At 57.7% G+C, this 23,543-nt stretch carries 22 protein-coding genes; 6 read left to right on the top strand and 16 right to left on the bottom strand.

Annotated features, from left to right (window positions below):
* Nucleotides 1–103: 103 nt before the first annotated feature.
* Nucleotides 104–2,293, top strand: a complete 2,190-nt coding sequence (locus BLU64_RS13715; protein ID WP_074729064.1) for a PA5441 family protein — start codon at nt 104–106, stop codon at nt 2,291–2,293.
* Entirely contained in the window at nt 2,263–3,027 is a 765-nt protein-coding gene (locus BLU64_RS13710; protein ID WP_026743615.1) for a DUF3142 domain-containing protein, read from the top strand. The genes BLU64_RS13715 and BLU64_RS13710 overlap by 31 nt, the downstream gene beginning before the upstream one ends.
* On the opposite strand, the gene BLU64_RS13705 is transcribed toward BLU64_RS13710, so the two are convergent.
* The gene (locus BLU64_RS13705) at nt 3,024–3,488 is read right to left on the bottom strand and encodes a tRNA (cytidine(34)-2'-O)-methyltransferase (protein ID WP_026743616.1); all 465 of its coding nucleotides are present in this window, start codon (nt 3,486–3,488) and stop codon (nt 3,024–3,026) included. The genes BLU64_RS13710 and BLU64_RS13705 overlap by 4 nt on opposite strands.
* Before the next feature lie 131 nt (nt 3,489–3,619).
* Here BLU64_RS13705 and BLU64_RS13700 point away from each other — a divergent pair, with 131 nt between their 5' ends.
* On the top strand, nt 3,620–3,898 hold the full coding sequence (locus tag BLU64_RS13700; protein WP_071999797.1) for a hypothetical protein: 279 nt from the start codon (nt 3,620–3,622) through the stop codon (nt 3,896–3,898).
* Between the two features lie 10 nt (nt 3,899–3,908).
* Here the strand turns inward: BLU64_RS13700 and BLU64_RS13695 are convergent, their stop codons facing one another.
* The 6 genes from BLU64_RS13695 to ugpB form a co-directional block, all read right to left on the bottom strand.
* Entirely contained in the window at nt 3,909–4,865 is a 957-nt protein-coding gene (locus tag BLU64_RS13695) for an AEC family transporter (protein ID WP_074729063.1), read from the bottom strand.
* Nucleotides 4,866–5,045: 180 nt separating this feature from the next.
* On the bottom strand, nt 5,046–5,795 hold the full coding sequence (gene ugpQ, locus BLU64_RS13690; protein WP_074729061.1) for a glycerophosphodiester phosphodiesterase: 750 nt from the start codon (nt 5,793–5,795) through the stop codon (nt 5,046–5,048).
* Nucleotides 5,792–6,868, bottom strand: coding sequence for a sn-glycerol-3-phosphate import ATP-binding protein UgpC (locus BLU64_RS13685; protein ID WP_074729059.1), 1,077 nt, complete (start codon nt 6,866–6,868; stop codon nt 5,792–5,794). Before BLU64_RS13685 ends, ugpQ begins: the two co-directional genes overlap by 4 nt.
* Before the next feature lie 6 nt (nt 6,869–6,874).
* Nucleotides 6,875–7,723 carry a sn-glycerol-3-phosphate ABC transporter permease UgpE gene (gene ugpE, locus BLU64_RS13680; protein ID WP_026743620.1) on the bottom strand — a complete coding sequence of 283 codons (849 nt, stop codon included), beginning with the start codon at nt 7,721–7,723 and terminating at the stop codon, nt 6,875–6,877.
* Entirely contained in the window at nt 7,720–8,607 is an 888-nt protein-coding gene (ugpA, locus tag BLU64_RS13675) for a sn-glycerol-3-phosphate ABC transporter permease UgpA (protein ID WP_026743621.1), read from the bottom strand. The genes ugpE and ugpA overlap by 4 nt, the downstream gene beginning before the upstream one ends.
* Before the next feature lie 49 nt (nt 8,608–8,656).
* Entirely contained in the window at nt 8,657–9,976 is a 1,320-nt protein-coding gene (gene ugpB / locus BLU64_RS13670; RefSeq protein WP_074729057.1) for a sn-glycerol-3-phosphate ABC transporter substrate-binding protein UgpB, read from the bottom strand.
* Nucleotides 9,977–10,508: 532 nt separating this feature from the next.
* Here ugpB and BLU64_RS13665 point away from each other — a divergent pair.
* On the top strand, nt 10,509–12,179 hold the full coding sequence (locus BLU64_RS13665; RefSeq protein WP_074729055.1) for a methyl-accepting chemotaxis protein: 1,671 nt from the start codon (nt 10,509–10,511) through the stop codon (nt 12,177–12,179).
* A gap of 339 nt (nt 12,180–12,518) precedes the next feature.
* On the opposite strand, the gene livF is transcribed toward BLU64_RS13665, so the two are convergent.
* From livF to BLU64_RS13640, 5 genes are all read right to left on the bottom strand, one after another.
* Nucleotides 12,519–13,220, bottom strand: a complete 702-nt coding sequence (livF, locus tag BLU64_RS13660) for a high-affinity branched-chain amino acid ABC transporter ATP-binding protein LivF (RefSeq protein ID WP_026743624.1) — start codon at nt 13,218–13,220, stop codon at nt 12,519–12,521.
* Between the two features lie 4 nt (nt 13,221–13,224).
* A complete protein-coding gene (gene livG / locus BLU64_RS13655; RefSeq protein WP_074729053.1) occupies nt 13,225–13,995 on the bottom strand; it encodes a high-affinity branched-chain amino acid ABC transporter ATP-binding protein LivG in 771 nt (256 codons plus the stop codon).
* Nucleotides 13,992–15,266 (bottom strand): high-affinity branched-chain amino acid ABC transporter permease LivM, encoded by a 1,275-nt coding sequence (locus BLU64_RS13650; protein WP_074729051.1) that lies wholly within the window; start codon nt 15,264–15,266, stop codon nt 13,992–13,994. Before BLU64_RS13650 ends, livG begins: the two co-directional genes overlap by 4 nt.
* Complete coding sequence (livH, locus tag BLU64_RS13645) at nt 15,263–16,189, bottom strand: high-affinity branched-chain amino acid ABC transporter permease LivH (protein ID WP_026743627.1); 927 nt, start codon at nt 16,187–16,189, stop codon at nt 15,263–15,265. The genes BLU64_RS13650 and livH overlap by 4 nt, the downstream gene beginning before the upstream one ends.
* A 79-nt stretch (nt 16,190–16,268) precedes the next feature.
* Nucleotides 16,269–17,381: a branched-chain amino acid ABC transporter substrate-binding protein gene (locus tag BLU64_RS13640; protein ID WP_074729049.1), complete on the bottom strand. Its 1,113-nt coding sequence runs from the start codon at nt 17,379–17,381 to the stop codon at nt 16,269–16,271.
* Nucleotides 17,382–17,782: 401 nt separating this feature from the next.
* Between BLU64_RS13640 and panM the strand changes: the two genes are divergently transcribed.
* A complete protein-coding gene (gene panM, locus BLU64_RS13635; protein ID WP_026743629.1) occupies nt 17,783–18,184 on the top strand; it encodes an aspartate 1-decarboxylase autocleavage activator PanM in 402 nt (133 codons plus the stop codon).
* A gap of 102 nt (nt 18,185–18,286) precedes the next feature.
* Here panM and rpoH read toward each other — a convergent pair whose 3' ends face one another.
* The 4 genes from rpoH to ftsY form a co-directional block, all read right to left on the bottom strand.
* The gene (rpoH, locus tag BLU64_RS13630; RefSeq protein WP_026743630.1) at nt 18,287–19,144 is read right to left on the bottom strand and encodes an RNA polymerase sigma factor RpoH; all 858 of its coding nucleotides are present in this window, start codon (nt 19,142–19,144) and stop codon (nt 18,287–18,289) included.
* Between the two features lie 265 nt (nt 19,145–19,409).
* Entirely contained in the window at nt 19,410–20,390 is a 981-nt protein-coding gene (gene ftsX, locus BLU64_RS13625; RefSeq protein ID WP_074729047.1) for a permease-like cell division protein FtsX, read from the bottom strand.
* On the bottom strand, nt 20,383–21,051 hold the full coding sequence (gene ftsE, locus BLU64_RS13620; protein ID WP_027064242.1) for a cell division ATP-binding protein FtsE: 669 nt from the start codon (nt 21,049–21,051) through the stop codon (nt 20,383–20,385). Before ftsE ends, ftsX begins: the two co-directional genes overlap by 8 nt.
* Before the next feature lie 5 nt (nt 21,052–21,056).
* The gene (gene ftsY, locus BLU64_RS13615) at nt 21,057–22,646 is read right to left on the bottom strand and encodes a signal recognition particle-docking protein FtsY (RefSeq protein ID WP_074729045.1); all 1,590 of its coding nucleotides are present in this window, start codon (nt 22,644–22,646) and stop codon (nt 21,057–21,059) included.
* Nucleotides 22,647–22,947: 301 nt separating this feature from the next.
* Between ftsY and rsmD the strand changes: the two genes are divergently transcribed.
* Nucleotides 22,948–23,523 (top strand): 16S rRNA (guanine(966)-N(2))-methyltransferase, encoded by a 576-nt coding sequence (gene rsmD / locus BLU64_RS13610; protein WP_026743634.1) that lies wholly within the window; start codon nt 22,948–22,950, stop codon nt 23,521–23,523.
* Nucleotides 23,524–23,543: the final 20 nt, after the last annotated feature.

The raw sequence follows: 23,543 nt of genomic DNA, 5'->3' as shown, positions 1-23,543 counted from the left end.
ATAGGGTCGCACACTTGGCGGCCAGCAACGCTGCCTTCGGCGCCAGCCGTCATCTGGGCAACGTTCCTGAAATAGCCTGACACCTCACCCACAGGAAAAGGACATGAAAGGATTGGCCCTACTGGCTAGTTTGATTACGACGCTGCTGATTTCTTCCGCTCACGCCTCCGGCGACGGTGTATGCGGCTTCACCGACGCCGACTGCGGTATGCCTGCACTCCCTTACCTATTGCCGGATAACGATACCCGCACCAACCTGATGTTGCTGCAAAGCAGCCGCAACAAGATTGCGCTCCCCATCCCTCAGCCAGCCCCCGATCAAGGACAATCGCGTACCGATCCCTTCACGGCCTATCGCGTGATGGGTCTGGTCGCCACCGAAGCGCCCGACGAGACGCCATCGCCCTCTTCCGATATCGCGGATGCTCAGGTTATACAGGTAGAAAATGCTGAACTACTTCCCAAAGCGGAGCGACTGCGCCTGCCCGCGTCTATGATCGAAAAGCTCAAAACCCTGTCCCCGCAGGACATGGAAGGGCGAGGGATCTCCAACGGCCTCAGCACGCTGGGCGATTTTTTCGATGTTCTGAACAGTGACGCCAACCTGACGGAAGCGCAAAGGATCCTGCTGGCGCAGGGTCGCATCGCGTTGGTCTCAGCAGATTACTCCGCCACCCGCGCCGCGTTGGATAAAGAATCAACGCTCGCCAGCGGCGATGCGGCCGATTTCCGCCACTACCTCAATAGCGCGCAAGTCTTCTACAACGGCGAGTTGGAACAGGCCGACAGCGACTTTCAACAGTTGCTGACCGCCGGACAGCCCTGGGTCGCCGAAACCGCCCGCTATATGCTGATTCGCGTCGCGATCAATCAGGCCACCCAGCACGCGCTGGATGAATACGGCATGTTCGATATCCGCAAAACGGACAAATCGGCCGGACAGCGCGCTGTCGAACGTATCGGCGACTATTTAAAGCACTATCCGCAGGGACTGTATGCCGATTCAGCCCGCGGACTCTATCGCCGCGCCTACTGGATGAACGGTGACCACATCGCGCTGGCTAATCTCTATTATCAGGCACTGACGTCGGTCAACGACGTGCCTGCCCTGCTTGATATCAGCAACGAAATCGACGACAAGTTGCTGGAAAACAGCGACTTCGTCTCGTCCGACAGCGTACCCTTGCTGGATCTGGTGCAAGACCTCAAACGATTACGGAGTTCAGACGGCTGGATGAATTTACCGGCGCTGACGCAAACAGAGATCGAGCAGCAGCGATCCGGATTCGAACGTGCAGGCATGCGCGCCGAGTTTCTTTATCTGCAAAGTGCTTTTCAGTTCTACCACCTGCGGGACTACGAGGCGGTGCTGCGCACCTTGCCCAAGGCCACCGGCGACGACCTGACGGACACGGTCGCCTATAGCAGTCAGGTGCTGCGCGGGCTGGCGCTGGAGCGATTACAGCGATGGCAGGATGCCGAATCGCACTGGCGTCATCTGCTGACGATGCACACTCTCTACACCCAACAGCAATTCCTCCAACTGGCGCTGGCCCAGACACTGGTCGACAGCGGTCATCCAGAACAGGTGTTTGCTGCGAATAGCCCAGTCAGAAATTTACGCTTCCGTTCCGCCATCCTTAAGGTCAGCGCCGATGCCGACCTATTGCGCCAACAGACCGGCCCACAGCAGACGCCCGCCGAACGCGCTATTGCATTGGATACGCTGCTGACCAAGCAGCTGACGCACCGGGATTACGCAGGGTATCTGAAGGACAGCGAAAAACTCTCAACCATTCCACCGCTGAAAAGCACTGAAAACATGAGCTGGGATGAGGAAGATCTGACAGCCTTCTCTTGGGACGGCGGCGATACCGAGGAAGGCTACCAATGCCCGAGCCTGCAGGAAACGGTGGTGCGTCTGAACCACAACCCGCAGGACGCACGCGCCGTCAACTGTCTGGGCGAGTTCTTCCTACGTACTGGAAATACCGTGGGTTTCGACTGGGGCGAAAACAATATGCTGAACGATCTGACCGACGCCAAGACGCAATATCAGGGCCAGGAGTACAATCGGCTGGACGGCTATATGGAAGTGATCGCCAACCCGCAGGCGCCGCCGGAAGACAAGAGCTACGCGCTCTACCGCGCGATCTACTGTTACGCACCCAGCGGCTACAACAGCTGCGGCTCTCAAGACATCAGCAAGGCCACTCGCAAAGCCTGGTTCAGACAGCTCAAAACCGAGTTTAAGGGCAGCCAATGGGCCGAGCAGCTCAAATACTACTGGTAGCGCGCGGCTTTTTCTTCGCCAGCCTGCTGTTCGCCGGCGTTGATGCGGGCGCGACGACCGTCAACGCCGCTCACTATAACGCCTTCTGGCTGTGGGCCGCCGTACAACCTCAGCCGGTGCTCCATCAGGCAGAGACGCTGTATCTTCATCAGGGTGAAGTCGCTCTGCGGCGGGGCGACGTGGTCTTCCTGCGCCAGGGACTGCCGGCCAGCAGGCTGACGGTAAAACGTCTGTGGTTATCGTTTCGCGTTTCCACGCTGGACGTCGGCGAACCTCAGTTGGCGCGCATGCTGAACATCGCCCAACGCTGGCGAGCGCTCGGCAATCGGGTGGAAGGGATTCAGATTGATTTCGACGCCGCCAGCCATCATCTCTCCAGCTACGTCGCTTTTTTGCAGCAGTTGAGGCAGCGTCTGCCATCGGACTACCGTCTTAGCGTCACCGGCCTGCTCGACTGGGCCAAAACCGGAGAAGTCGCGCAACTCAATCGACTGAATGATGTGGTGGACGAACTGGTAGTGCAGACTTATCAGGGCCGCAGCACGGTGGACCATTACACCGAGTACCTTCCGGCGCTGCTGTCCTTACGGGTGCCGTTCCGACTGGGGCTGGTGCAACATGGTCGCTGGGACGAGCGCTGGCAGCATCGACTGTCCGCTTCGCCGTATTATCGCGGCAGCGTCGTTTTTCTACTCAACCCCCATCCCGCCAGACATGCTCGGCGGACACGCTAACTTCTGCCGCCGAATCCGTTCTGACGCCAGGCTTCGTAGCTGATAATCGCCACCGAATTGGAGAGATTCAGACTCCGGCAGTTCGGCTCCATCGGGATGCGGATGCGATATTCCGGCGCGATGCCGTTGCGCACGGCGTCCGGCAGTCCGGCCGTTTCCGAACCGAACAACAACACGTCTCCGGGCTGGTAGGCAGGACGATCGTAAGGCTGGCTGCCTTTCGTCGTGCAGGCGAAAATGCGACAGCCGGGCACCGACGCCAAAAAAGCGTCGTAATTCGCATGGCGCTGGACGACGGCCAGATCGTGATAATCCAGTCCGGCCCGACGCAATTTCTTCTCTTCGAAGTCGAAGCCCAGCGGCTCGATGAGATGCAGAGAGCACCGGTTATTCGCCGCGAGCCGGATGATATTGCCGGTATTAGGCGCAATTTGCGGTTCGTAAAGCGCAATATGGAACATTCAGATAACGTCTGTCGTCAAAAAGGTGGCGGCAGTATATCGTATCCCGGCACACCGCCCCAGCCTGCAGGCGACGGCGAAACGATTAACGACTAAACTTAGGCGACAAGCGGCTTTCCCGCGGAGGACGTATGTACCACAACGTGATTCGGACAGTCATGCTCGGCGTTTTACTCTTGCCGATGACCCTGTCGGCAAATGCAGCCCCCTTGCCATCAACCCAGCAACAGCAGTTTGAAAACGGCATCAGCAGCCAGAAGCGGTTGCAGCAGCAGATGCAGCAAGACCAGAAGTTGCAACAGCAGCGCTTGAATCAAAGCATTCAGCAAAACAGCGCCGCCCGGCAGCAACAGCTCAGGCAACAGCAGCAACAAACGCAACAGCGCATGATGCCGTCCACCACGCCTTAACTAAGCAGGGTTAGATTCGCACGCCCATCAGCGTCAGGATGAGCGGCGTGGTCACCGCCGCCAGCAATGTGGATAACAGCAGGCTGGCGGCTACCGGTCCGCCCAGTGCATTGAACTGGCGCGACATCAGATAGATATTCACCCCCACCGCCATTGAACCCAGCAGAACGACGGCTCGCGTCTCCATTTCCGGCAAGCCCAAGGCCACCGCCAGCACCCACACAACCCATGGCTGCACCAGCAGTTTGATGAAGCAGATGGCCGCGCTGATTCGCCAGCCGTCTCGGATTTGATACTCCGCCAACCCCATCCCCAGCGCCACCAGCGACAGCGGAACGGCGCTCTGGCCCAGCATAGTCACCGAACGCTCAGCAATCTCCGGCAACGGTAGGCCGGTAAAGCCGAACAGCGTGCCGGAGAGAATCCCGATAATCAGCGGATTTTTGAGCACGCCCCGCGCGGTGGCGGTGAACCCCTGAAGGGATAGCGAGCCATTGCGGGCCCACTCAACGGAAACGGTGACCAGCGTCCAGAGGATCAGACCATTGAAGATCAGCACCAGCGCCACGGAGGGGATCGCCTCAGGTCCCAGCATCATCGTAGCGATGGGCAGGCCTAGCATGACGTTGTTGGAGAAAATACCGCTCAGCGCAAAGACGGAGCCGGATACGCCGTCCAGCTTGAACACCCGTCGAGCCACCACGCGACCCAGCACAAAAACCACCAGGCAACTGCCGAAAAAAGCGATCAGCAGGCGAGCATCCACCGCGGGCCGGTCGGCGAAATCACACATCATACGGAACAGCATCGCGGGTAGTGCGATGGCGAAAACGAAGCGAGTTAACGCATCAGGCACGACCGTCGGCCAGCGGCCGATACGGATGAGGCCGTATCCCAACGCAATCAGAACGAACAGCGGTAACGACAAATAAATTTGGTGCCAGAGTGAAACGATAAACGCGGACATCGCCCTTCTTCCTTAACGTTCGCGTCATCGCCCCATACGCTGCCTGATAGCGGCAGATTCGCTCCTTACCTTCCTGGCAGAAGCGAGGCTACCGGAGACCAATATCAAGTGCGAATAGGGATGGAAAACGCCGAAATTTAACCGACATGCCATGGCGGATACCGGCTCCGCCGGGCAGGTTTAGTCGGCGATCTCCGCTGCCCCGATCAAATCTATCCGGTCGGTACAGATAGCGTCAACACCCCATCGCAATAAGTCTTCCGCCCGTTCAGGCTGGTTGACGGTATAGACCAGAATCCTCAGTCCGGCCTGCTTCAACTGCGCCACGCGCGCTTCGTCGAGCAGCACATGATTCAGATGAATCGACACACACGCCAGCCGTTGCGTCAACGTCAGCCAGTCCTCACGCCACGCGTCCAGCAGCAGCCCGCGAGGCAGTTCAGGCGCAGCCTGTTGAGCCGCTTCGAGCGCCTCGACCGAGAAAGAGGACAACAGGGGTGGAACGGCGCGATGTTGCCACAGTTCGCGCGCCGCCAACGCGACGACCCGGCCGGTTTCTTTTTCCTCACCGGTGGTCGGCTTGATTTCAATATTGACCAGAATATCGTAACGGACGCTGCGCTGCGCCACGTCCGCCAGCGACGGCAGATGCTCGCCGCGGAATGTCCGTCCGAACCAGCTGCCCGCGTCCAGCCGGGACAGTTGCTCCCAGGTCTGTTCGCCGGCAATGCCCCAGCCGTTGGTGGTGCGATCCAGCGTGTCGTCATGCAGCAGGAAAACCTGCCCGTCGCGCGACAGTTTGGCGTCAATCTCAATCATTCGATGCCCGTAACGCGCGCCGGCGTCAATCGCCGCCAGCGTATTTTCCGGCGCCAGTGAACCGCCGCCGCGATGGGCGACATAAGCAGGATAAGGCCAAGAGTGTGTCATCGTTCCATCCGTAATCCGCTCTGCGAATCAAATATATGCCACGACGAGGCCGGCACATGCAGCCAGAGGGTAGCGCCCACGGCCGGACAATATTCGTGCGACAGGCGCACGACGACATTCTGCCCTGCCCACTGTCCATACGCCAGATTATCCGCACCCAATAATTCCACCGTGTCGACCGTCATCGCCACGGCGTTGTCCGGGCCTTCCGCCAAAAGAATATGTTCCGGCCTGACGCCTAGCGTCACTCCCCGCCCCCGCCACTCGGGTTTTGACGCGGGAAGCGTTAGAGACAGGTCGGGGGACAAGATAAGCCGGTCGCCATCGTCGCCGATCCGGCCCGAGAACAGATTCATGGCGGGCGATCCGATAAAGCTTGCGACGAACAGCGATGCCGGGCGGCGATAGATCTCGGCAGGCGGGCCAATCTGCTCGGCTACGCCTTTGTTCATGACAATCACCCGCTGCGCGAGCGTCATCGCCTCCACCTGATCGTGCGTGACGTACAAGCTGGTGGTCCCCAGCCGCTGATGCAGCTGCCGCAGCTCCAGCCGCATCTGGACTCGCAGCCGGGCATCCAGATTCGATAACGGCTCGTCGAACAGAAACACCGCCGGCTCGCGCACGATGGCTCGCCCCATCGCCACCCGCTGGCGCTGGCCGCCGGACAGCTCACGCGGCTTACGCTCCAGCAACGGCAGCAGTTCCAGAATACGCGCGGCTTCCTCGACCCGTTTGCGGATCTGCTCTTTGCCGAATCCCCGAATCTTCAGCCCGTAGGCCATGTTTTGGTAGACGCTCATGTGCGGATAGAGCGCGTAATTCTGGAACACCATCGCAATGCCGCGATCTTTCGGCTCCCGATCCGTCACCCGCTCGTCGCCGATGTAGATATCGCCGCTGGTAACCTGTTCCAGGCCCGCGACCATGCGCAGTAAGGTCGACTTACCACAGCCCGACGGACCGACCAGCACCACGAATTCCCCATCAGCGACGTCCAGATGGATGGGCTTGACGATCTGCGTTTTGCCGTCGTAGGACTTAGTGACGGCCTGTAATTTTAACGATGTCATAACGTCTTATTTCTCGCTATCAACCAGTCCACGGACAAACCAGCGCTGCATCAGCAGCACCACCAACATCGGCGGCAGCATGGTCAGCAGCATCGCCGCCATCACATGCTCCCAGCGAGTCGGGCTGTCGCTGCTGGCGATCATGCTTTGAATACCCGCCACGGCGGTGCCGAGACGCGCGTCGCTCACAATCAGCAGCGGCCACAGATACTGGTTCCAGCCGTAGATGAAAATAATGACGAACAGAGCCGCCAAATTGGTTTTGGATAACGGCAACACCATATCGAAGAAAAAGCGCATCGGTCCCGCGCCGTCGATACGCGCCGCTTCCATCAGCTCGTTCGGCAAAGTCATGAAGCACTGCCGGAACAAAAAAGTCGCGGTGGCCGAGGCCATCAGCGGCAGCGTCAGCCCGGTGTAGCTGTTCATCATGCCCAGATGAGAAATGACCTCCACCGTCGGGAAGATACGCACCTCCACCGGCAGCATCAGCGTGGTGAAAATCATCCAGAAAAAGACCTGCCGAAGAGGAAAACGGAAATACACCATGGCGTAGGCGGACAGCATCGATACGCTGATTTTCCCCACCGTAATGGCGAGCGCCATGATGAAACTGTTGATCAACAGCCAGCCGAACGGCGCGCTGTTGTTGTTTCCCACCCCGTGCAGCCAGATGGCGTTAAGGTTCTGCCAGAGATGGCTGCCGGGGATGAGCGTCATCGGCGCCCGCGAGGCCTGCGCCTGATCCAGCGTCGCCGTCACCACCGCGACATACAGCGGAAACAGCACCACCAGCAGCGCCACCGCCAACATGACATGGCTGAAAATATCCAGTCCGCGACGATTCTCAATCATTGATAGTTCACCTTACGCTCCACGAAGCGGAACTGGATGACCGTCAGTACGATCACCAACATCATCAGCACCACCGACTGCGCGGCCGAACTGGCGAGATCCAGCCCGGCGAAGCCTTCGCGATACACTTTATAAATCAACGTGGTCGTGGCCTGCACCGGTCCGCCGGCGGTGGCGGCATCTATCACCGGGAAGGTGTCGAAGAACGCATAGACCAGATTGACCACCAGCAGGAAAAAGCTCACCGGCGAGATCAACGGCAGCACCACATTAAAGAAACGCCGAACCGGCCCCGCGCCGTCAATCGCGGCCGCCTCAACCAGCGATCGCGGCACGGATTGCAGCGCCGCCAGGAAAAACAAGAAGTTATAGCTGATCTGTTTCCAGACCGACGCCACCACCACCAACAGCATCGCCTGACCACTGTTCTGGGCGTGGTTCCAGTCATAACCGAGGTGATGCAACCAGTAGGCGATCATGCCGAGACCCGGATTGAACAAGAACATCCACAGCACCGCTGCCACCGCCGGCGCGATGGCATAAGGCAGGATCAGCAACGTCTGGTAAATCCGGCGACCGCACGCCACATGGTTGACCAACGCCGCCAGGAACAGGGAAATCACCAGCCCGAAAACCGTGACCAGCCCGCTGAACCATAGCGTGGTGTAGAACGACTCGAGGTAGTAAGGATCGTGAAACAGCTGGATAAAGTTAGTTAGCCCGGCAAAGCGGCTCGACAGCCCGAATGGGTCGACGTCCTGCACGGAGTACCACAGCGCTTGCCCGGCGGGCCAGAGGAAGAACAGCGCCGTTATCGCCAACTGGGGAAGAACCAACGCATACGGCAGCCAGCTGCGGCCAAAAACGGGACGGGAAGCAGTCATCGGATTATCTCAAGAGGGGCAGGCCGAGTCCTGTCGGCCTGACACTCATTTATCGGGTGGATTGTTCAAAGCGGCGCAGTTGCATGTTCCCCCGCTGTACCGCGGCATCCAGCGCCTGCTGCGGCGTTTTCTTGCCGGTCCAGACGCTCTCCAGCTCTTCGTCCACGATGGTGCGGATTTGCAACATATTGCCGAGACGCAGACCTTTGGTGAACGGCAACGGCGGTTTGTTCAGCATCTGACGGGTGGCGATATCCGCGCCGGGATTCTGATCATAAAAACCCTGCTGACGGGTTAAGTCGTAGGCGGCGGAGGTAATCGGCAGATAGCCGGTTTTCTGATGCCACTCCGCGGCAACCTCCGGCTTCGCCAGGAACTGCATGAACTGCGCCACGCCATGATAGGTAGCTAAATCCTTGCCGTTCATGACCCAGAGGCTGGCTCCACCGATAATGGCGTTTTGGGGGGCATCCTTCACGTCGGCGTCATACGGCATCATGCCGACGCCGAAGTTGAATTTCGCGTACTGGCGAATGCCCGCCAGCGATCCGGAGGAGGCCGTGATCATGGCGCAATCGCCGTTATAAAATTTCTCCGTCGATTCGTCCTTGCGCCCGTAGTAGGTGAAATCCCCTTTCTTGTGCATGGCCTCCAGCAGGGCGATATGTTTGACCTGAGCGGGCTTGTTGAACTCGAGCACGGCGTCGGCGCCGTCAAATCCGTTGTTTTGACTGGCGAACGGCAGACCATGCCAGGCGCTGAAGTTTTCGAGCTGGATCCATCCCTGCCAGCCGCTGGAGTAGCCGCACTTCATGCCGGCGGCGCGCAGCTTGCCCGTGTACTCCGCCATCTGCTGCCAGGTCTTCGGCGGCTGTTCCGGGTCCAAGCCCGCCTTGTTAAATGCATCTTTGTTGTAATAAAGCACCGGTGTGGAGCTGTTGAACGGCTGAGACAACAGATGGCCGCTTTTGGCGTCGGTGTAATAGCCGGAGACCGTCGGTACGAACACGCTCTCATCGAAAAGCACGCCCGACTGCCGGAATACCTCGTAAACCGGTTTGATGGCTTTGCTGGCCATCATGGTGGCGGTGCCCACCTCATAGACCTGCAGGATCGCAGGCGCGTTGCCGCTACGGTAGGCGGCAATCCCCGCGGCCAGCGTCTGTTCATAGTTGCCCTTGTAGACCGGCACGATCCTGACGTCGTTTTGGTCGTGGTTAAAGCGGTCCGCCAACGAATTGACCGTTTTTCCCAGTTCCCCTTCCATCGCGTGCCAGAACGGAATGTCGGTCACCGCCTGCGCCTGGGAAGTGAGGGTCATCGCCATGACGGCGCTGGCGGCGACGGTGCGGATTGCGTGTATCAACATGCCAGTCTCCTGCAACAATACCGTTCAGCCCCCGGAGGGAGCCATAAATGTGGCTGGTAACATGACATGTGCAGATGACATAAAAATAACTTTTAAATGACAAAAAAATGACAATCCTGAAAGAGGCACATTCAGCATGTATGTGCCGAAACAGACGGTATTAAAAGAGGGAGTCGAGTCACCCACCGCCAACACTGGCTTAACAAAACCACAATGAATATAAGGACTACGAGGATTTGTCGGATAATCGCAAGCATATGATAACGACATAAACCGCTTTGGAAGATTTTTGTCACCTCCCTAACATTACCTCCCTCTTTGCCCGGGTTCTGTTACCAACATGTTTGGAAATTGGTAGTACAGGCTTGTGTAACGCAGCCGATAAAGACCCCCGAGGGTTCCTAAATGGTATGTCGCCATATGGCAGTAAAGGCGATTGCCAATGACATACCGCACTCAGCCCCGCTTTACATTTTTAGACACCCGGACTTCACCATGAAAAATCAGGTGTCCGCCAACCCTAAGGGACATTATGAAATTGCTAAAAAACATGAAGCTCAGCACTATGCTGGGCAGTGGTTTTTCGTTGGTCATCGCAATCGGCTTTATGGTCGCTCTGTTCGGCCTGTTTCAGCTTAAGCAAATCAGCGCCAACGTTCAGACGTTGTCCGAGCTCCGTATTACCCGTCTGCTGCAGTTCCAGGAGTTTAAAGACAACGTCAACATCGTTGCCCGCTCCGTCCGTGATATTGCGCTGCTGAAAGAACGCGACCAAATGCTGAGCCGACAAAAGCAGATCGAAGACATCATCACGGTCAATACAGCCGCCTTGAATGAAGTCAGCCGCTCCGTTTCCTCGAAGGAGATGTCGAATTATGTCAGTCAGCTGGCTCAGGTTCAGCCTGGCTATGTCGCGGCCGTCAGAAAAGCGCTCACATTCGGGCTGGCGAACCGCCAGGAAGAGGCCAGAGACACGATCCTCACAGAGGTGCACAATGAGCAGGATAAAATCTTCAAGGCCGTCGACAACATTCTGAACTTCCAGAAAGAAACCACCATCAGCGATGCCGAACAGTCTGGCCATAAAGCCAACCGATCCGGTGCGGTGATGGTGGCTTTAGCCGTCCTCGTCGCCGTATTAGGCGGCATGACAGCCTGGCTGATTACCCGTCGCATCATCAACCAGTTGGGGGGTGAACCAGCCTACGCCGCTGAAATCGCCGGCGCTATCGCCAAAGGCAACCTTGCCGTCCACGTTCAACTGCGCGAGAAAGATACGACCAGCCTGCTCGCCGCCATGGACGAAATGCGTAACGGATTAAACAATATGGTGAATCAGGTTCGCCAGAGCAGTGAGTCTATTGCTACCGGCTCCAGCCAGATCGCCATGGGCAACACCGACCTGAGCCAGCGCACGGAAGAGCAGGCGGCGAATCTACAACAGACAGCAGCGTCGATGGAGCAGATCAGCCAGACCGTTAAACAGAATGTCGATACCGTGCGTATGGCGACGGAATTGGCGAAATCCGCCAGCGACACGGCAACCAAAGGCAACACCGTTGTAGGTGACGTCGTTAATACCATGGATGAAATCACCAGCAGCTCGCATAAGATCAGCGACATTATCACCGTCATCGACGGTATCGCGTTCCAGACCAATATTCTGGCGCTGAATGCCGCCGTCGAAGCCGCCCGGGCTGGAGAGCAAGGGCGTGGATTTGCAGTCGTCGCCGGTGAAGTTCGTTCCCTGGCACAGCGCTCGGCTTCTGCGGCCAAAGAGATTAAAGATTTGATTACGGAAAGCGTGGAGAAAGTGGAAACAGGCTCGAAGCTGGTTGGCCATGCGGGCACAACGATGGACGATATTGTCGATCAGGCGCAGCGCGTCGCAGACCTGATTAGCGAAATCGGCGTCACCACCCACGAACAGCAGGATGGGATCACTCAAATCAATGATGCGGTAAACCAGCTCGATCAGGTGACTCAGCAGAACGCCGCGTTGGTCGAAGAGTCCGCCAGCGCCGCAGATAGCCTCAGCTCTCAGGCGTCCAATCTGGTCGAGCTGATGAAGGTATTTAAGGTGGAAGGCGCGAACTCACTGCCAGGCGCCAAAGCGCCCGTTAAAAGACCAGCAATCACGTCACAGCCGAAACCGGCGTTGACGAACGCTGGCGGCAGCGAAGACGACTGGGAACGTTTCTGAACGTCCCCTCGGAACTGCCGCGATGATGCGGCGTTCCGGCGAGTTGCCGCCTGACAGCGGCACGTCGTGCTAGTCCGGCTAATGGCCTGCACGGCATGGCGCGTTGGCGAATCCGCCGGCGACCGCGAATCCTCCCTACAGCCCCGCGCTCACGCGGGGCTTTTTACTTCTGATGGAACTCGCCCTGATTGACAAAGCCCGGCGCAGCCGCGCCACGCCCTCATGCATCTGCTCTTCCGTCGCGGTCGCAAAAGACAAACGCAGCGTAAAACGATCCGCCGCTCGGCGAAGAAGAGGGAAGACAAGAAACAGGCCGGGAAACGCCCGGCCAAGCGTAGTTTAGCCGCCCAGATAGGCGGAACGCACCGCTTCGTTCGCCAGCAGCGCCGCCCCGGTATCTTCCAGCACCACGCGGCCGTTTTCCAGCACATAACCGCGGTCGGCAAGGCGCAACGCCTGATTGGCGTTCTGCTCCACCAGGAAGATGGTCATCCCTGCTTCGCGCAGCTGCTGAATGGTGTCGAAAATCTGCTGGATAACGATGGGGGCTAGTCCGAGCGAGGGTTCATCCAGCAACAGCAGACGCGGCTGACTCATTAACGCCCGACCGATTGCCAGCATTTGCTGTTCGCCGCCGGACATGGTGCCGGAACGCTGAGCGCGACGTTCACGCAGGCGCGGAAACAGCGTATACACCCGTTCGAGACGCGCGTCATACTGCTCGCGCTCGGCGAAAAAGCCGCCCATCGCCAGATTCTCTTCCACCGTCATGCGGGAAAAGACCCGACGGCCTTCGGGCACGATGGCGATGGCTTCACGCATGATCCGCGCCGTCGGCCAGTTGGTAATATCCTTGCCATCGAACACGATGGAGCCGGTAGACGCCCGAGGGTCCCCGCACAGCGTCCCCAGCAGCGTCGTTTTTCCAGCGCCGTTGGCGCCGATCAGGGTGACGATTTCCCCCTGATTGATATGCAGGTCGACCTGATGCAGCGCCTGAATCTTACCGTAGTGCGCCGATACCTGATTTAATGACAACATAACCTTATCCTTCACCCAGATAGGCACGGATCACGTCCGGGTTATTACGAATCTCTGCCGGCGTGCCCTGCGCCAGCGGCGTCCCCTGATTCACCACGTAGATGCGATTTGAAATCCCCATCACCAGCTTCATATCGTGTTCAATGAGCAGCACGGAGACCTGATGGCTATCGCGCAGATCGAGAATCAGGTCGTTCAGCTCATCGGTTTCTTTCGGGTTCAGCCCCGCAGCGGGTTCGTCCAGCATCAGCAGTTCCGGTCGCGTGACCATACAGCGGGCGATCTCCAAGCGGCGCTGCTGACCATACGCCAGATTGCCGGCCTGCCGATTCGCCAGATCCCGCAGCCCCACCCGCGTAAGCCAGGTGACGGCGCGCGCCTGTGCGTCCGCTTCCGCAAGGCGGAAGGCAGGCGTTTTCAGCAGCCCGGCGAAGACGCCGCTTTTCAGATGCTGATGCTGAGCGACCAGCAGGTTTTCAATCACCGTCATCTCGCGGAACAGCCGCACATGTTGGAACGTACGTACGACGCCCATCCGGGCGATCTGCTGTCCTGGCAACGATTCGAGATGCCGATCGCGTAGCAGAATCGTGCCGCCGGTCGGCCGATAAAATCCGGTGAGGCAGTTAAAAATGGTGGTCTTGCCAGCGCCGTTGGGGCCGATCAACGAGACGATTTCACCGGCATGCAGGTCCAGCTCGACATTGTTGACGGCCAACAGACCGCCGAAACGCATCATCAGGCCCCGTACCGATAATAGTGGCTGCGTGCTCATGCCTGTCCTTCCTTATCCTCAACCTTCAGCTTCATCTGCGGTCGTTTCATCGGCAACAGTCCCTGCGGACGCCAGATCATCATCAGCACCATCAGGGCGCCCAGCAACAGCATGCTGTACTCGTTGAGGTCGCGCATTAATTCACGGGAAACCACCAGCAGCACCGCCGCCAGAATCACCGCAAACTGCGACCCCATGCCGCCCAGCACCACGATGGCCAGCACGAAGGCGGACTCGGCGAAGGTAAAGGACTCAGGGCTGATAAATCCCTGACGGGCGGCAAACAGGGTTCCGGCAAAACCGGCGAAGGCGGCGCTGATGGTAAAGGCCGTCAGTTTGATTTTGGTCGGGCTGAGACCCAGCGAACGGCAGGCGATCTCATCCTCGCGCAGCGCTTCCCAGGCGCGGCCCAGCGGCATACGTAGCAGACGGTTGATGATGAACAGCGTCAGCACCACCAGCAGTAGCGCAACCAAATACAGGAAGATGATGCGGTCGCCGGGATCGTAAGCGAGTCCGAAGAAGTTGTGGAACGTATCCCATCCGCCCTCACGCGGCGTGCGGCTGAACTCCAGTCCGAACAGCGTTGGCTTGGGAATTTGGCTGATGCCGTTCGGGCCGCCGGTCCACTCCGTGTTGTTAAGCAGGAGAATACGGACAATCTCGCCGAATCCCAACGTCACGATCGCCAGATAGTCGCCGCGTAGCCTGAGCACTGGGAAACCGAGCAGAAAGCCGGATAGCGCCGCCGTCAGCCCCGCCAGCGGCAGAGACTGCCAGAAGCCAAGCCCGTAGTAGTTGCTCAGTAGCGCGTAGGTGTAGGCGCCGATGGCATAGAAACCGCTGTAGCCCAGGACCAGCAGGCCGGACAACCCCACCACCACGTTCAGACCCAGACCCAGCATGATATAAATCAGCGTCAGCGTGGCGATGTCGACCGTGCCGCGGGACACGATAAACGGCCAGGCCACCGCAGCGACAATCAGCAGCAGCGCCAGTCCTTTCTGCCGTGGCGTACTGCCGTCAAAACTCGGCAGCACCAGACCCTTACCGGAGAACGTCTGCGCGCCCCGCGCCAGCAGAGGACGCAACAGTTGGAACAGAAAGACCACGACGCAACCTGTAGCAATCCAGTACCAACGCACCTTATCCGCGCCGTGAACCACCAGCTTCGTGCCGTCCAGGCTCAGTTGCATCCCCATCATGAATGAGGCCAACACCAGCAGGATGAAGGCCGAGAAGAAAGCATTAAAGACGTTATGCTGTTTCATACCTTCTCCACCTCCGGGCGACCCAGAATACCGGTGGGCATAACCAGCAGCACGACAATCAATAGGGCGAACGACACTACGTCTTTATATTCGGTACTCAGGTAAGCGGACGTCAGCGCTTCCGCAATGCCCAGAATCAGGCCGCCGATCATCGCGCCGGGAATGCTGCCGATACCGCCCAATACGGCGGCGGTAAACGCCTTCATGCCAGCCATAAAGCCGATATAAGGGTTGATGACGCCGTAGAACTGACCTAACAGAACACCAGCGACAGCGGCCATCGCCGAGCCGATCACGAACGTCAGCGAGATCACCCGGTCCGTGCTGATGCCCAGCAGGCTGGCCATTTTCAGATCTTCAGCGCAGGCGCGGCAGGCGCGGCCCATACGCGAATAGCGGATAAACAGCGTCAGCGCCAGCATGGTCAGGAAGGTGACCACCCAGATGGTCAACTGCATCGTGCTGAGGGTGGCGGCGAAGCCGTTACTTTCACCCAGCGTCCACTGACCGTGGATCAAGCTGGGCAGCGCAACGTCGCGCGACCCCTGAGTCAGGCTGACGTAGTTTTGCAGGAAAATCGACATCCCAATGGCGGAAATCAACGCAATCAGGCGTTTGGAGCTGCGCACCGGTTTGTAGGCCACGCGTTCAATGCTCCAGCCATAGGCGCTGGCAATCACGACCGCCGCGACAAAAGCGACGCTAATCAGCAGCCAGCCAGTGTCGATGCCCATCATCATCAGGGCGGCGATCACGATAAAGGAGACATAGCTACCGATCATATACACTTCGCCGTGGGCGAAGTTAATCATGCCGATAATGCCGTAAACCATGGTGTAACCAATGGCGATCAGCGCATAGGTGCTGCCCAACGTCAGGCCGTTGAACAGTTGCTGAAAGAAATAGAGGAATTGCTCGGACATACCTTAAGCCTTTGACATTGCCCCGCCGTCGGCAGACGGAAGGACAACGGTATTCAGGGAGTAATACGAATCCAGTCAATCACTTCACGGAGGAGGAAGTACCGTCTGCGTGCCACTCAAATACACCAAACTCAAACCCTTTCAGGTCACCTTTTTCGTCCCAGCTCAGCGGACCCATCACCGTTTCAACCGGCGTGGCCTTCAGATCGGCGGCCAGTTTGGCAGGCTCCATGCTGCCCGAACGCTGCATGGCGGTGGTCAGAGACTGCAACGCGGCATAGGTCGTCCACACGAACGGACCTGACGGGTCGAGGTTTTTCGCCTTCAGCGACGCCACGACGGCTTGGTTCGCCGGCACCTGATCGTAGCGTTTCGGCAGAGTCACCAGCATACCTTCAGAGGCGTCGCCCGCGATGTTGGACAGGGACGAGTTACCCACGCCTTCCGGTCCCATGAACTTAGCTTTCAGGCCAGCCTGACGCGCCTGCCGCAGTATCTGTCCCATCTCCGGGTAGTAGCCGCCGAAGTAAACGAAGTCGACGTTCTCTTTCTTAAGACGCGCCACCAGCGTAGAGAAGTCTTTGTCTCCGGCGGTCACACCTTCAAACAGGACGACGTTGCCGTTGCCCTTTTTCAGGTTGTCCTGAACGGCGCGCGCCAGACCTTCGCCATACTGCTGTTTGTCATGCACGACAGCGATACGCTGCGGCTTCACGGTTTCAAGAATGTATTTGGCGGCGGTCGGCCCCTGATCGGAGTCCAGCCCGGTGGTACGCAGGATCAGCTCATAGCCGCGAGTTGTCAGGTTGGCGTTAGTGGCGGCCGGCGTAATCATGATCACGCCTTCATCTTCGTAGATATCCGACGCGGGCTGGGTGGAGGAAGAGCATAGATGACCGATGACATAGCGGATACCATCATTAATCACTTTGTTGGCGACGGCGACCGCCTGTTTTGGATCGCAGGCGTCATCATATTCCACGCCGACCAGCTGATTGCCGTTGACGCCGCCCTTAGCGTTGATATCCGCAATAGCCTGACGGGCGCCGTTAAACTCCATATCGCCGTACTGCGCGACCGGGCCGGACATGGCCCCAACGACGGCCACCTTGATATCGGCGGCGTTAACAGCGTGACCCAGCGTCATCGCCATACATCCCATCAGTAGCAGTGTGCCTGTGCTTAATTTCATCCCGTTTACCCCATTCTAATTTTCATTTATTGCGATAATTTTCGGCGCCAACCGTGACTACTCACGCTTTTTTTATAAGTAATAACAAGTTAGGCTTAATATTTAGCAACAGTTAGCAATAAGATTTTATTTTTCATGCCATTAAACAGGAGTTTTATGCTACATAGCAACTTGCACGCACAGTAAGTCACGGTGTAAACAGCATAAAATTTTAGTCTTAACCCCCAGGGTTTGCTTCATATCTAGTCAGTTATGCTAACCGACATATAGAAAGGTAATTAATAACTCGAAAAATGACCAAAGTGAAAAACATCGCCCTGTAAACTGTACATAAAAAATTACACCAGCTTTCTGACGACGACTCACTACAATCCTCTTCGCCATCAATCGGAGCACCTCGCATGAAACTGACCGTGGAATGCCTCACTTCTTTTACCGACCAGGACAAGCTGGACTTAACCCCGCTGTGGCCGCATCAAAACTTTACTCAGTTGGCCCATAGCCTGACTCCCGATCACCAGCTGTTCGCGGCACGCTTCAACGATCGCCTGCTAGGGGCTGTGATTGTTGAAATTAAAGAGGACAGCGCCAAACTCTGCGACCTGCAAGTAAGGGACGTTACGCGTCGGCGAGGAGTGGGGAAATATCTCGTGGGAGAAGTGCTGCGAGCGCTGCCGCATATCAGGGAGTGGTGGCTGGATGCAGCCGACCATGCCATGGTCAGCGAAAGTGTGATGGACGCGTTTATGCGTTCCTGCGGGTTTGATCCGGTATCCGGCGGCTGGAAATACAGCCGGCCATAAAGCAGACCGCGCCGTTTCTCTCTGCGTTGTTTTCGTCCGAAAACAGCAACGGCCGGGGCAAGCCCGGCCGTTGATTTCGGCAGTATTCCATTATTGACCGCGTTAGGCTTCTATCGCCGTACGCAGCTTTTTCATGGCGTTCTTTTCCAACTGACGTACGCGTTCAGCGGATACGCCATAGCGATCGGCCAGTTCCTGCAGAGTAGACTTATTATCGTCGTCCAGCCAACGGGCGCGGATGATGTGCTGGCTACGCTCGTCCAGACCTTCCATCGCATGAGCCAGTTTATCGGCCGCATGGCTTTCCCAGTTGTCTTCCTCAATGCCATCGGCAAAGTCAGACGTTTTGTCCTGCAGGTACAGCATAGGGGCCATGCCGTGCCCCAACTGCGCATCATCATCGGGCGTCGGATCAAAAGTCATGTCCTGCGCCGCCATGCGGGATTCCATCTCAAGTACGTCTTTACTGGTGACGCCCAGTTCACGCGCGACCAGCTCAACTTCGTCCTGATTAAACCAGCCCAGACGCTGCTTGGTTTTACGCAGGTTAAAAAACAGTTTGCGCTGAGCCTTGGTCGTGGCCACTTTGACGATTCGCCAGTTGCGGAGCACGTATTCGTGGATTTCCGCCTTGATCCAGTGGACAGCAAAAGAGACCAGGCGCACGCCGACGTCAGGGTTGAACCGACGCACGGCCTTCATGAGGCCGATGTTGCCTTCCTGAATCAAATCCGCCTGCGGCAGACCATAGCCGGAGTAGTTGCGGGCTACGTGAACGACAAAGCGCAGGTGTGACAGGATCAGCTGCTTGGCAGCCTCCAGGTCTCCCTCGAAATGCAGCCGTTCAGCCAGCGCCCGCTCTTCCTCCGCCGTCAGCATCGGATAGGCATTGGCGGCACGAATATACCCTTCCAGACTGCCCTGGGGAACTAAGGTGAAAGTTTGCATATCTTTGGTCATTCAACCCTCTCATGGTTTGTTGTATGTCGTCGAACATTACGAACAATGTCTAACCCACATCAACGTTCAAATCTAGAATTCGCTCACTATTAGAGCGTGATTTACCTCACAAGTTCACACAATTTTATCCATCTTTTTTTACATATCAAGATGGCAGCGCAACAAGATAAATCAGGAATAAAATGCGTTTTCGGGAGGGATTTTTTCATACTCTTCCCTTGACTATTTCATCCTTTTTGCAAGGAAAGAGTATATCAGAAAACCCTTACTCCGGTGTAAAGCGGCGTAAATGTTGGACCGTCGCCAGCCACGCAGCCAGCCAGCCGATCATCGCGGCAACCAACAGCAACAGCAGTCCTTCATCCCAGCCCATCCCTTTCACCGCGAATGTCGTCCCGAAGACGGCGGCAACCTGCGCCGTCGCCGCGGAGAGCTTCCACACCAATGCCTGAGACAGGATCAGCGACAGCACGGCGCCGCACAGGCCCAGCATCGCCCCACCGTTCAGGAACGGCCGCAGTATGAAGCCGTCGGTCGCACCAATCAGCTTCATGACGTTGATAGTATCTCTACGGCTGAAAATGCTTAGACGGATGCTGTTACCGATCACCAGGAAAACCGCCACGATCATCAGCACGCCAATCGTGAAGGCGATTTGACCGACTAATCCGGTCATTGCCACCAGACGCGAATACCAGCTGTCGTCCATTCGCACTTCATCGACACCCTCAATGGACGAGATACGATCCCGCAGCGAGGTCATGGTCTCCGCGCTCTGGAATGTCATTTTGGGCGTCACAATCGCTACTGCCGGCAGCGGATTTTCTTCCAGCATATCCAACGCGCCGCCGAAGCCGGACCAGTTGCGAAACTCGCCCATCGCCTCATTGCGCGACAGATAGTTGACCTTGTCGACCCCGTCCGTCGACTGAATTTTGGCGATGACGCCCTCGGCCGCCTTGTCGTCCAGCGCCTTATCCAGATAGATCGTCAACTGCGGGGTGGGATACCACTGCGTCGCCGCCTGGCTGACGTTTTTCCACACCAGATAACAGATGCTCGGCAGCGTCAGGGAGATGGCGATGACCATGATGGTCAGCAGCGTCGCCAGCGGCTGACGCAGCATATCCCGCAGCGTGTTCCCCCAGGCGTAGCGCCATTGTTCCTGCCAGCCGCCCTTGAGCGCACGGGCCTTGCTGACGGGGCGTTTCTGTTTCTCTTTTCTGCGGACCTGATGATTAGCCATTGACGTTATCTCCCAGCATATGACCTTGAGACAGCGTCAAAACCCGGTAACGGCGGCTGGCGATCAGCCCCGTATCATGGGTTGCCATCAGCACCGTGACGCCCACACGGTTAAACTCTTCAAACAGGCGCAGGATGTCTTCGGACAATTCGTCGTCGAGGTTGCCGGTCGGTTCATCGGCCAACAGCACCACGGGTTTGTTCACCACCGCACGGGCAATGCCCACCCGCTGCTGTTCCCCACCGGAGAGCTGAATAGGATAGCTGCGCGCTTTGTCCAGCAGCCCCACCTTATCCAACGCCGCCGACACGCGACGGCGGATGTCTTCCATCGACGCACCGGCGATGATGAGCGGCATCGCCACGTTTTCATACACGGAGCGGTCCATCAGCAGATGGTGATCCTGGAAAATCATGCCGACCTGACGACGCAGGAACGGGATCTCGCTTTTCTTCAAGCGGCTGATGTCATGACCGCCGAACAGAATCTGTCCCGCGCTCGGCCGTTCTATCCCGCAAATCAACTTCAGTAAGGTGCTCTTTCCGGCGCCGGAGTGGCCGGTCAGAAAAACCATCTCCGCGGGTCGGACGTGAAAATCAACGCCTTGCAACGCCTGGCGACCGCCGCGATACGCCTTACTGACCTGCTCGAAACGAATCATCCGTATTAGTCCTCACGGGCAAAAAGTGCCTCTATAAAATCGTCAGCCTTGAATGGCCTTAAATCTTCGATGCGCTCACCTACCCCGATATAGCGGATAGGAATACCGAACTGATCGGCGATGGCGAAGATCACGCCGCCTTTTGCCGTCCCGTCCAGCTTGGTGAGGGCGATACCGCTCAGCCCGACCGCCTCGTTAAACAGTTTAGCCTGACTTACCGCATTCTGGCCGGTGCTGGCGTCTAGCGTCAGCATCACCTCATGCGGCGCCTGATCGTCCAGTTTCTTCATCACCCGGACAATTTTTTTCAGTTCTTCCATCAGGTGGGATTTGTTCTGCAGACGGCCCGCCGTATCGGCAATCAGTACATCCACGCCGCGCGCTTTCGCCGCCTGAATGGCGTCAAAGATAACGGAAGCGGAGTCCGCCCCGGTATGCTGTGCCACGACCGGCACGTTGTTACGCTCACCCCAGACCTGCAGTTGCTCCACCGCCGCCGCGCGGAAGGTATCTCCCGCGGCCAGCATCACCGACTTGCCCTGAGCCTGATATTGGCGGGCCATTTTGCCGATGGTGGTGGTTTTACCCACGCCGTTCACGCCGACCATCAGAATGACGAACGGCGTTTTGCCTTCAATGTTCAGCGGCTCATCCACTTTTTCCAGGATGGCGGCCATCTCTTCTTTCAACAGCGCCATCAGCGCTTCCGCGTCTTTCAACTGTTTGCGGCTGGCGTGTTCCGTCAGACTGCCGATGATCTTGCGGGTGGTGTCCATTCCCACATCAGCAACCAACAGTTGCTCTTCCAATTCTTCAAACAGATCGTCGTCAATTTTCTTACCGCGAAACAATGAGACAAATCCAGAACCCAAATTCTGCCGGGTTTTCACCAGACTGCGCTTGAGACGGCTAAAGAAACCCTCTTTGGTGGGACGTTCCTGCTCCTGGATCGGCGCAGGCGTTAACGCCGTTTCGTCAATGGTCTCCGCAGACTCGTCCACCAGTGATGGAGTCCGCATGGCCGCTTCGGCGGCTTCAGGGGCTTCTTCCGATTGGGCTTGGAACGCGATCTCTTCCGGAGAGGCCCCCGGCGCCAGACTTTCCAGCTCGTCAATCTCCTGCAACGCCGCCTGGCGATCCGAAGCAGCGTCCTCCGGCGTGTCTTCCACATCTTGACGCGCTTCTTCCAGAGCCTCTTCCTGCAACAGGACGTCTTCCAGCGATGCGGTTTGCACCGAGCTATCCAGTGCTTCGAACGCTTGCGGCGCCGCTTCCTGAGCGGTGGCGGTGACCGGCTCGTTAACAGGTTTGTCGACGACAGCCGGCTCTTCCGGCATCTCCCCCAACGGGGCTTCCAGCCCGGCCTCGGCGGCCTCTTCACGCTCAACGGGCGCTGGCGCGTCATCATCCGGGTTTAACGGCTGGCGTTCAGCCTCTTGCGGCGCCGGGGCTTCAGTAGATACGAGCTGCGCATCCGGATCCGAGTGCGCCATCTCGCCTGATTCCGGTGGGGTCTGCGGTTGCTCAGTCTTTGCTTCTTCCTGACGTCCTAATCCCAGCCAGGAAAAAAATCCGCGCTTCTTCTTTTTAGCCATCTTGTAATTGCGCTCCTCGCCATCCAGTTCAGATGATGAATAATCTATGAAGTCGATAAAGAGCAGAGTTTAACACTTTCCCGACCGCAGCAACACGCGGCGTACGGCCCTGAACGCAGACAATCTGCGTAACCAAGTGTTTCAATATTCAAGGAGAAAAACGACGTGTGGCGCAAGTGGCTATGCCGTTCAACACGCAACTATCTTTGCCTTTCCTCGATTGGCCCTGCCCCGTTAGAATAGCGCTACTTTCAACCCTATACGGTTGCACCCGGTAACGAACCTCAGTGAATGGCAGGCTATGGCAAAACAACACGCGACATCCGCACCCGGACAAATTCGAATCATCGGCGGCCAATGGCGCGGAAGAAAACTTCCCGTTCCGCACAGCCCCGGCCTGCGCCCCACTACCGATCGCGTGAGGGAAACACTCTTTAATTGGCTGGCGCCGGTCATCCAGCAGGCTCGCTGTCTGGACTGCTTTGCAGGCAGCGGCGCATTAGCGCTGGAAGCACTGTCGCGGTATGCCGCTCACGCCACGCTGCTGGAGGCTGAACGCGGCATTGCTCGTCAGCTCAGCCAAAATCTCTCGCTGCTGCGGGCGGAAAACGCCAGCGTGATCCATACTGATGCGCTGCAGTGGCTGGCTCAGCCAGGAGAGGCCTTTGACGTGGTCTTTCTCGATCCACCGTTTCGACAGGGATTGTTGGACAACACGGTCAACCTGCTGGAAACACAAGGTTGGCTGGCGGATGACGCCTGGATCTATATTGAAACAGAGGCGGAAAACCGCACCCTGAACCTTCCGGCCAACTGGCAGCTGCACCGCGAAAAAGTCGCAGGCCAGGTCGCCTACCGGCTTTACGCGCGCGGCTGACAGACCGGCAACCTCAGAGG

The organism is Lonsdalea quercina, assembly GCF_900107885.1.
GTDB lineage: Bacteria > Pseudomonadota > Gammaproteobacteria > Enterobacterales > Enterobacteriaceae > Lonsdalea > Lonsdalea quercina.
The sequence above is the reverse complement of the archived record's forward strand: the minus strand, read 5'-3'. Positions and strand labels throughout refer to the sequence as shown.

Coding starts and splice junctions, on each gene's coding strand:
- BLU64_RS13640 (WP_074729049.1), bottom strand. CDS start 17,381: ATGAAATTAAGCACAGGCACACTGCTACTGATGGGATGTATGGCGATG.
- livH (WP_026743627.1), bottom strand. CDS start 16,189: ATGTCCGAGCAATTCCTCTATTTCTTTCAGCAACTGTTCAACGGCCTG.
- BLU64_RS13715 (WP_074729064.1), top strand. CDS start 104: ATGAAAGGATTGGCCCTACTGGCTAGTTTGATTACGACGCTGCTGATT.
- ftsY (WP_074729045.1), bottom strand. CDS start 22,646: ATGGCTAAAAAGAAGAAGCGCGGATTTTTTTCCTGGCTGGGATTAGGA.
- rsmD (WP_026743634.1), top strand. CDS start 22,948: ATGGCAAAACAACACGCGACATCCGCACCCGGACAAATTCGAATCATC.
- BLU64_RS13710 (WP_026743615.1), top strand. CDS start 2,263: ATGGGCCGAGCAGCTCAAATACTACTGGTAGCGCGCGGCTTTTTCTTC.
- ugpA (WP_026743621.1), bottom strand. CDS start 8,607: ATGACTGCTTCCCGTCCCGTTTTTGGCCGCAGCTGGCTGCCGTATGCG.
- BLU64_RS13705 (WP_026743616.1), bottom strand. CDS start 3,488: ATGTTCCATATTGCGCTTTACGAACCGCAAATTGCGCCTAATACCGGC.
- rpoH (WP_026743630.1), bottom strand. CDS start 19,144: ATGACCAAAGATATGCAAACTTTCACCTTAGTTCCCCAGGGCAGTCTG.
- BLU64_RS13685 (WP_074729059.1), bottom strand. CDS start 6,868: ATGACATCGTTAAAATTACAGGCCGTCACTAAGTCCTACGACGGCAAA.
- livG (WP_074729053.1), bottom strand. CDS start 13,995: ATGAGCACGCAGCCACTATTATCGGTACGGGGCCTGATGATGCGTTTC.
- BLU64_RS13665 (WP_074729055.1), top strand. CDS start 10,509: ATGAAATTGCTAAAAAACATGAAGCTCAGCACTATGCTGGGCAGTGGT.
- ftsE (WP_027064242.1), bottom strand. CDS start 21,051: ATGATTCGTTTCGAGCAGGTCAGTAAGGCGTATCGCGGCGGTCGCCAG.
- ugpQ (WP_074729061.1), bottom strand. CDS start 5,795: ATGACACACTCTTGGCCTTATCCTGCTTATGTCGCCCATCGCGGCGGC.
- ftsX (WP_074729047.1), bottom strand. CDS start 20,390: ATGGCTAATCATCAGGTCCGCAGAAAAGAGAAACAGAAACGCCCCGTC.
- ugpE (WP_026743620.1), bottom strand. CDS start 7,723: ATGATTGAGAATCGTCGCGGACTGGATATTTTCAGCCATGTCATGTTG.
- panM (WP_026743629.1), top strand. CDS start 17,783: ATGAAACTGACCGTGGAATGCCTCACTTCTTTTACCGACCAGGACAAG.
- livF (WP_026743624.1), bottom strand. CDS start 13,220: ATGTTGTCATTAAATCAGGTATCGGCGCACTACGGTAAGATTCAGGCG.
- BLU64_RS13650 (WP_074729051.1), bottom strand. CDS start 15,266: ATGAAACAGCATAACGTCTTTAATGCTTTCTTCTCGGCCTTCATCCTG.
- BLU64_RS13695 (WP_074729063.1), bottom strand. CDS start 4,865: ATGTCCGCGTTTATCGTTTCACTCTGGCACCAAATTTATTTGTCGTTA.
- BLU64_RS13700 (WP_071999797.1), top strand. CDS start 3,620: ATGTACCACAACGTGATTCGGACAGTCATGCTCGGCGTTTTACTCTTG.
- ugpB (WP_074729057.1), bottom strand. CDS start 9,976: ATGTTGATACACGCAATCCGCACCGTCGCCGCCAGCGCCGTCATGGCG.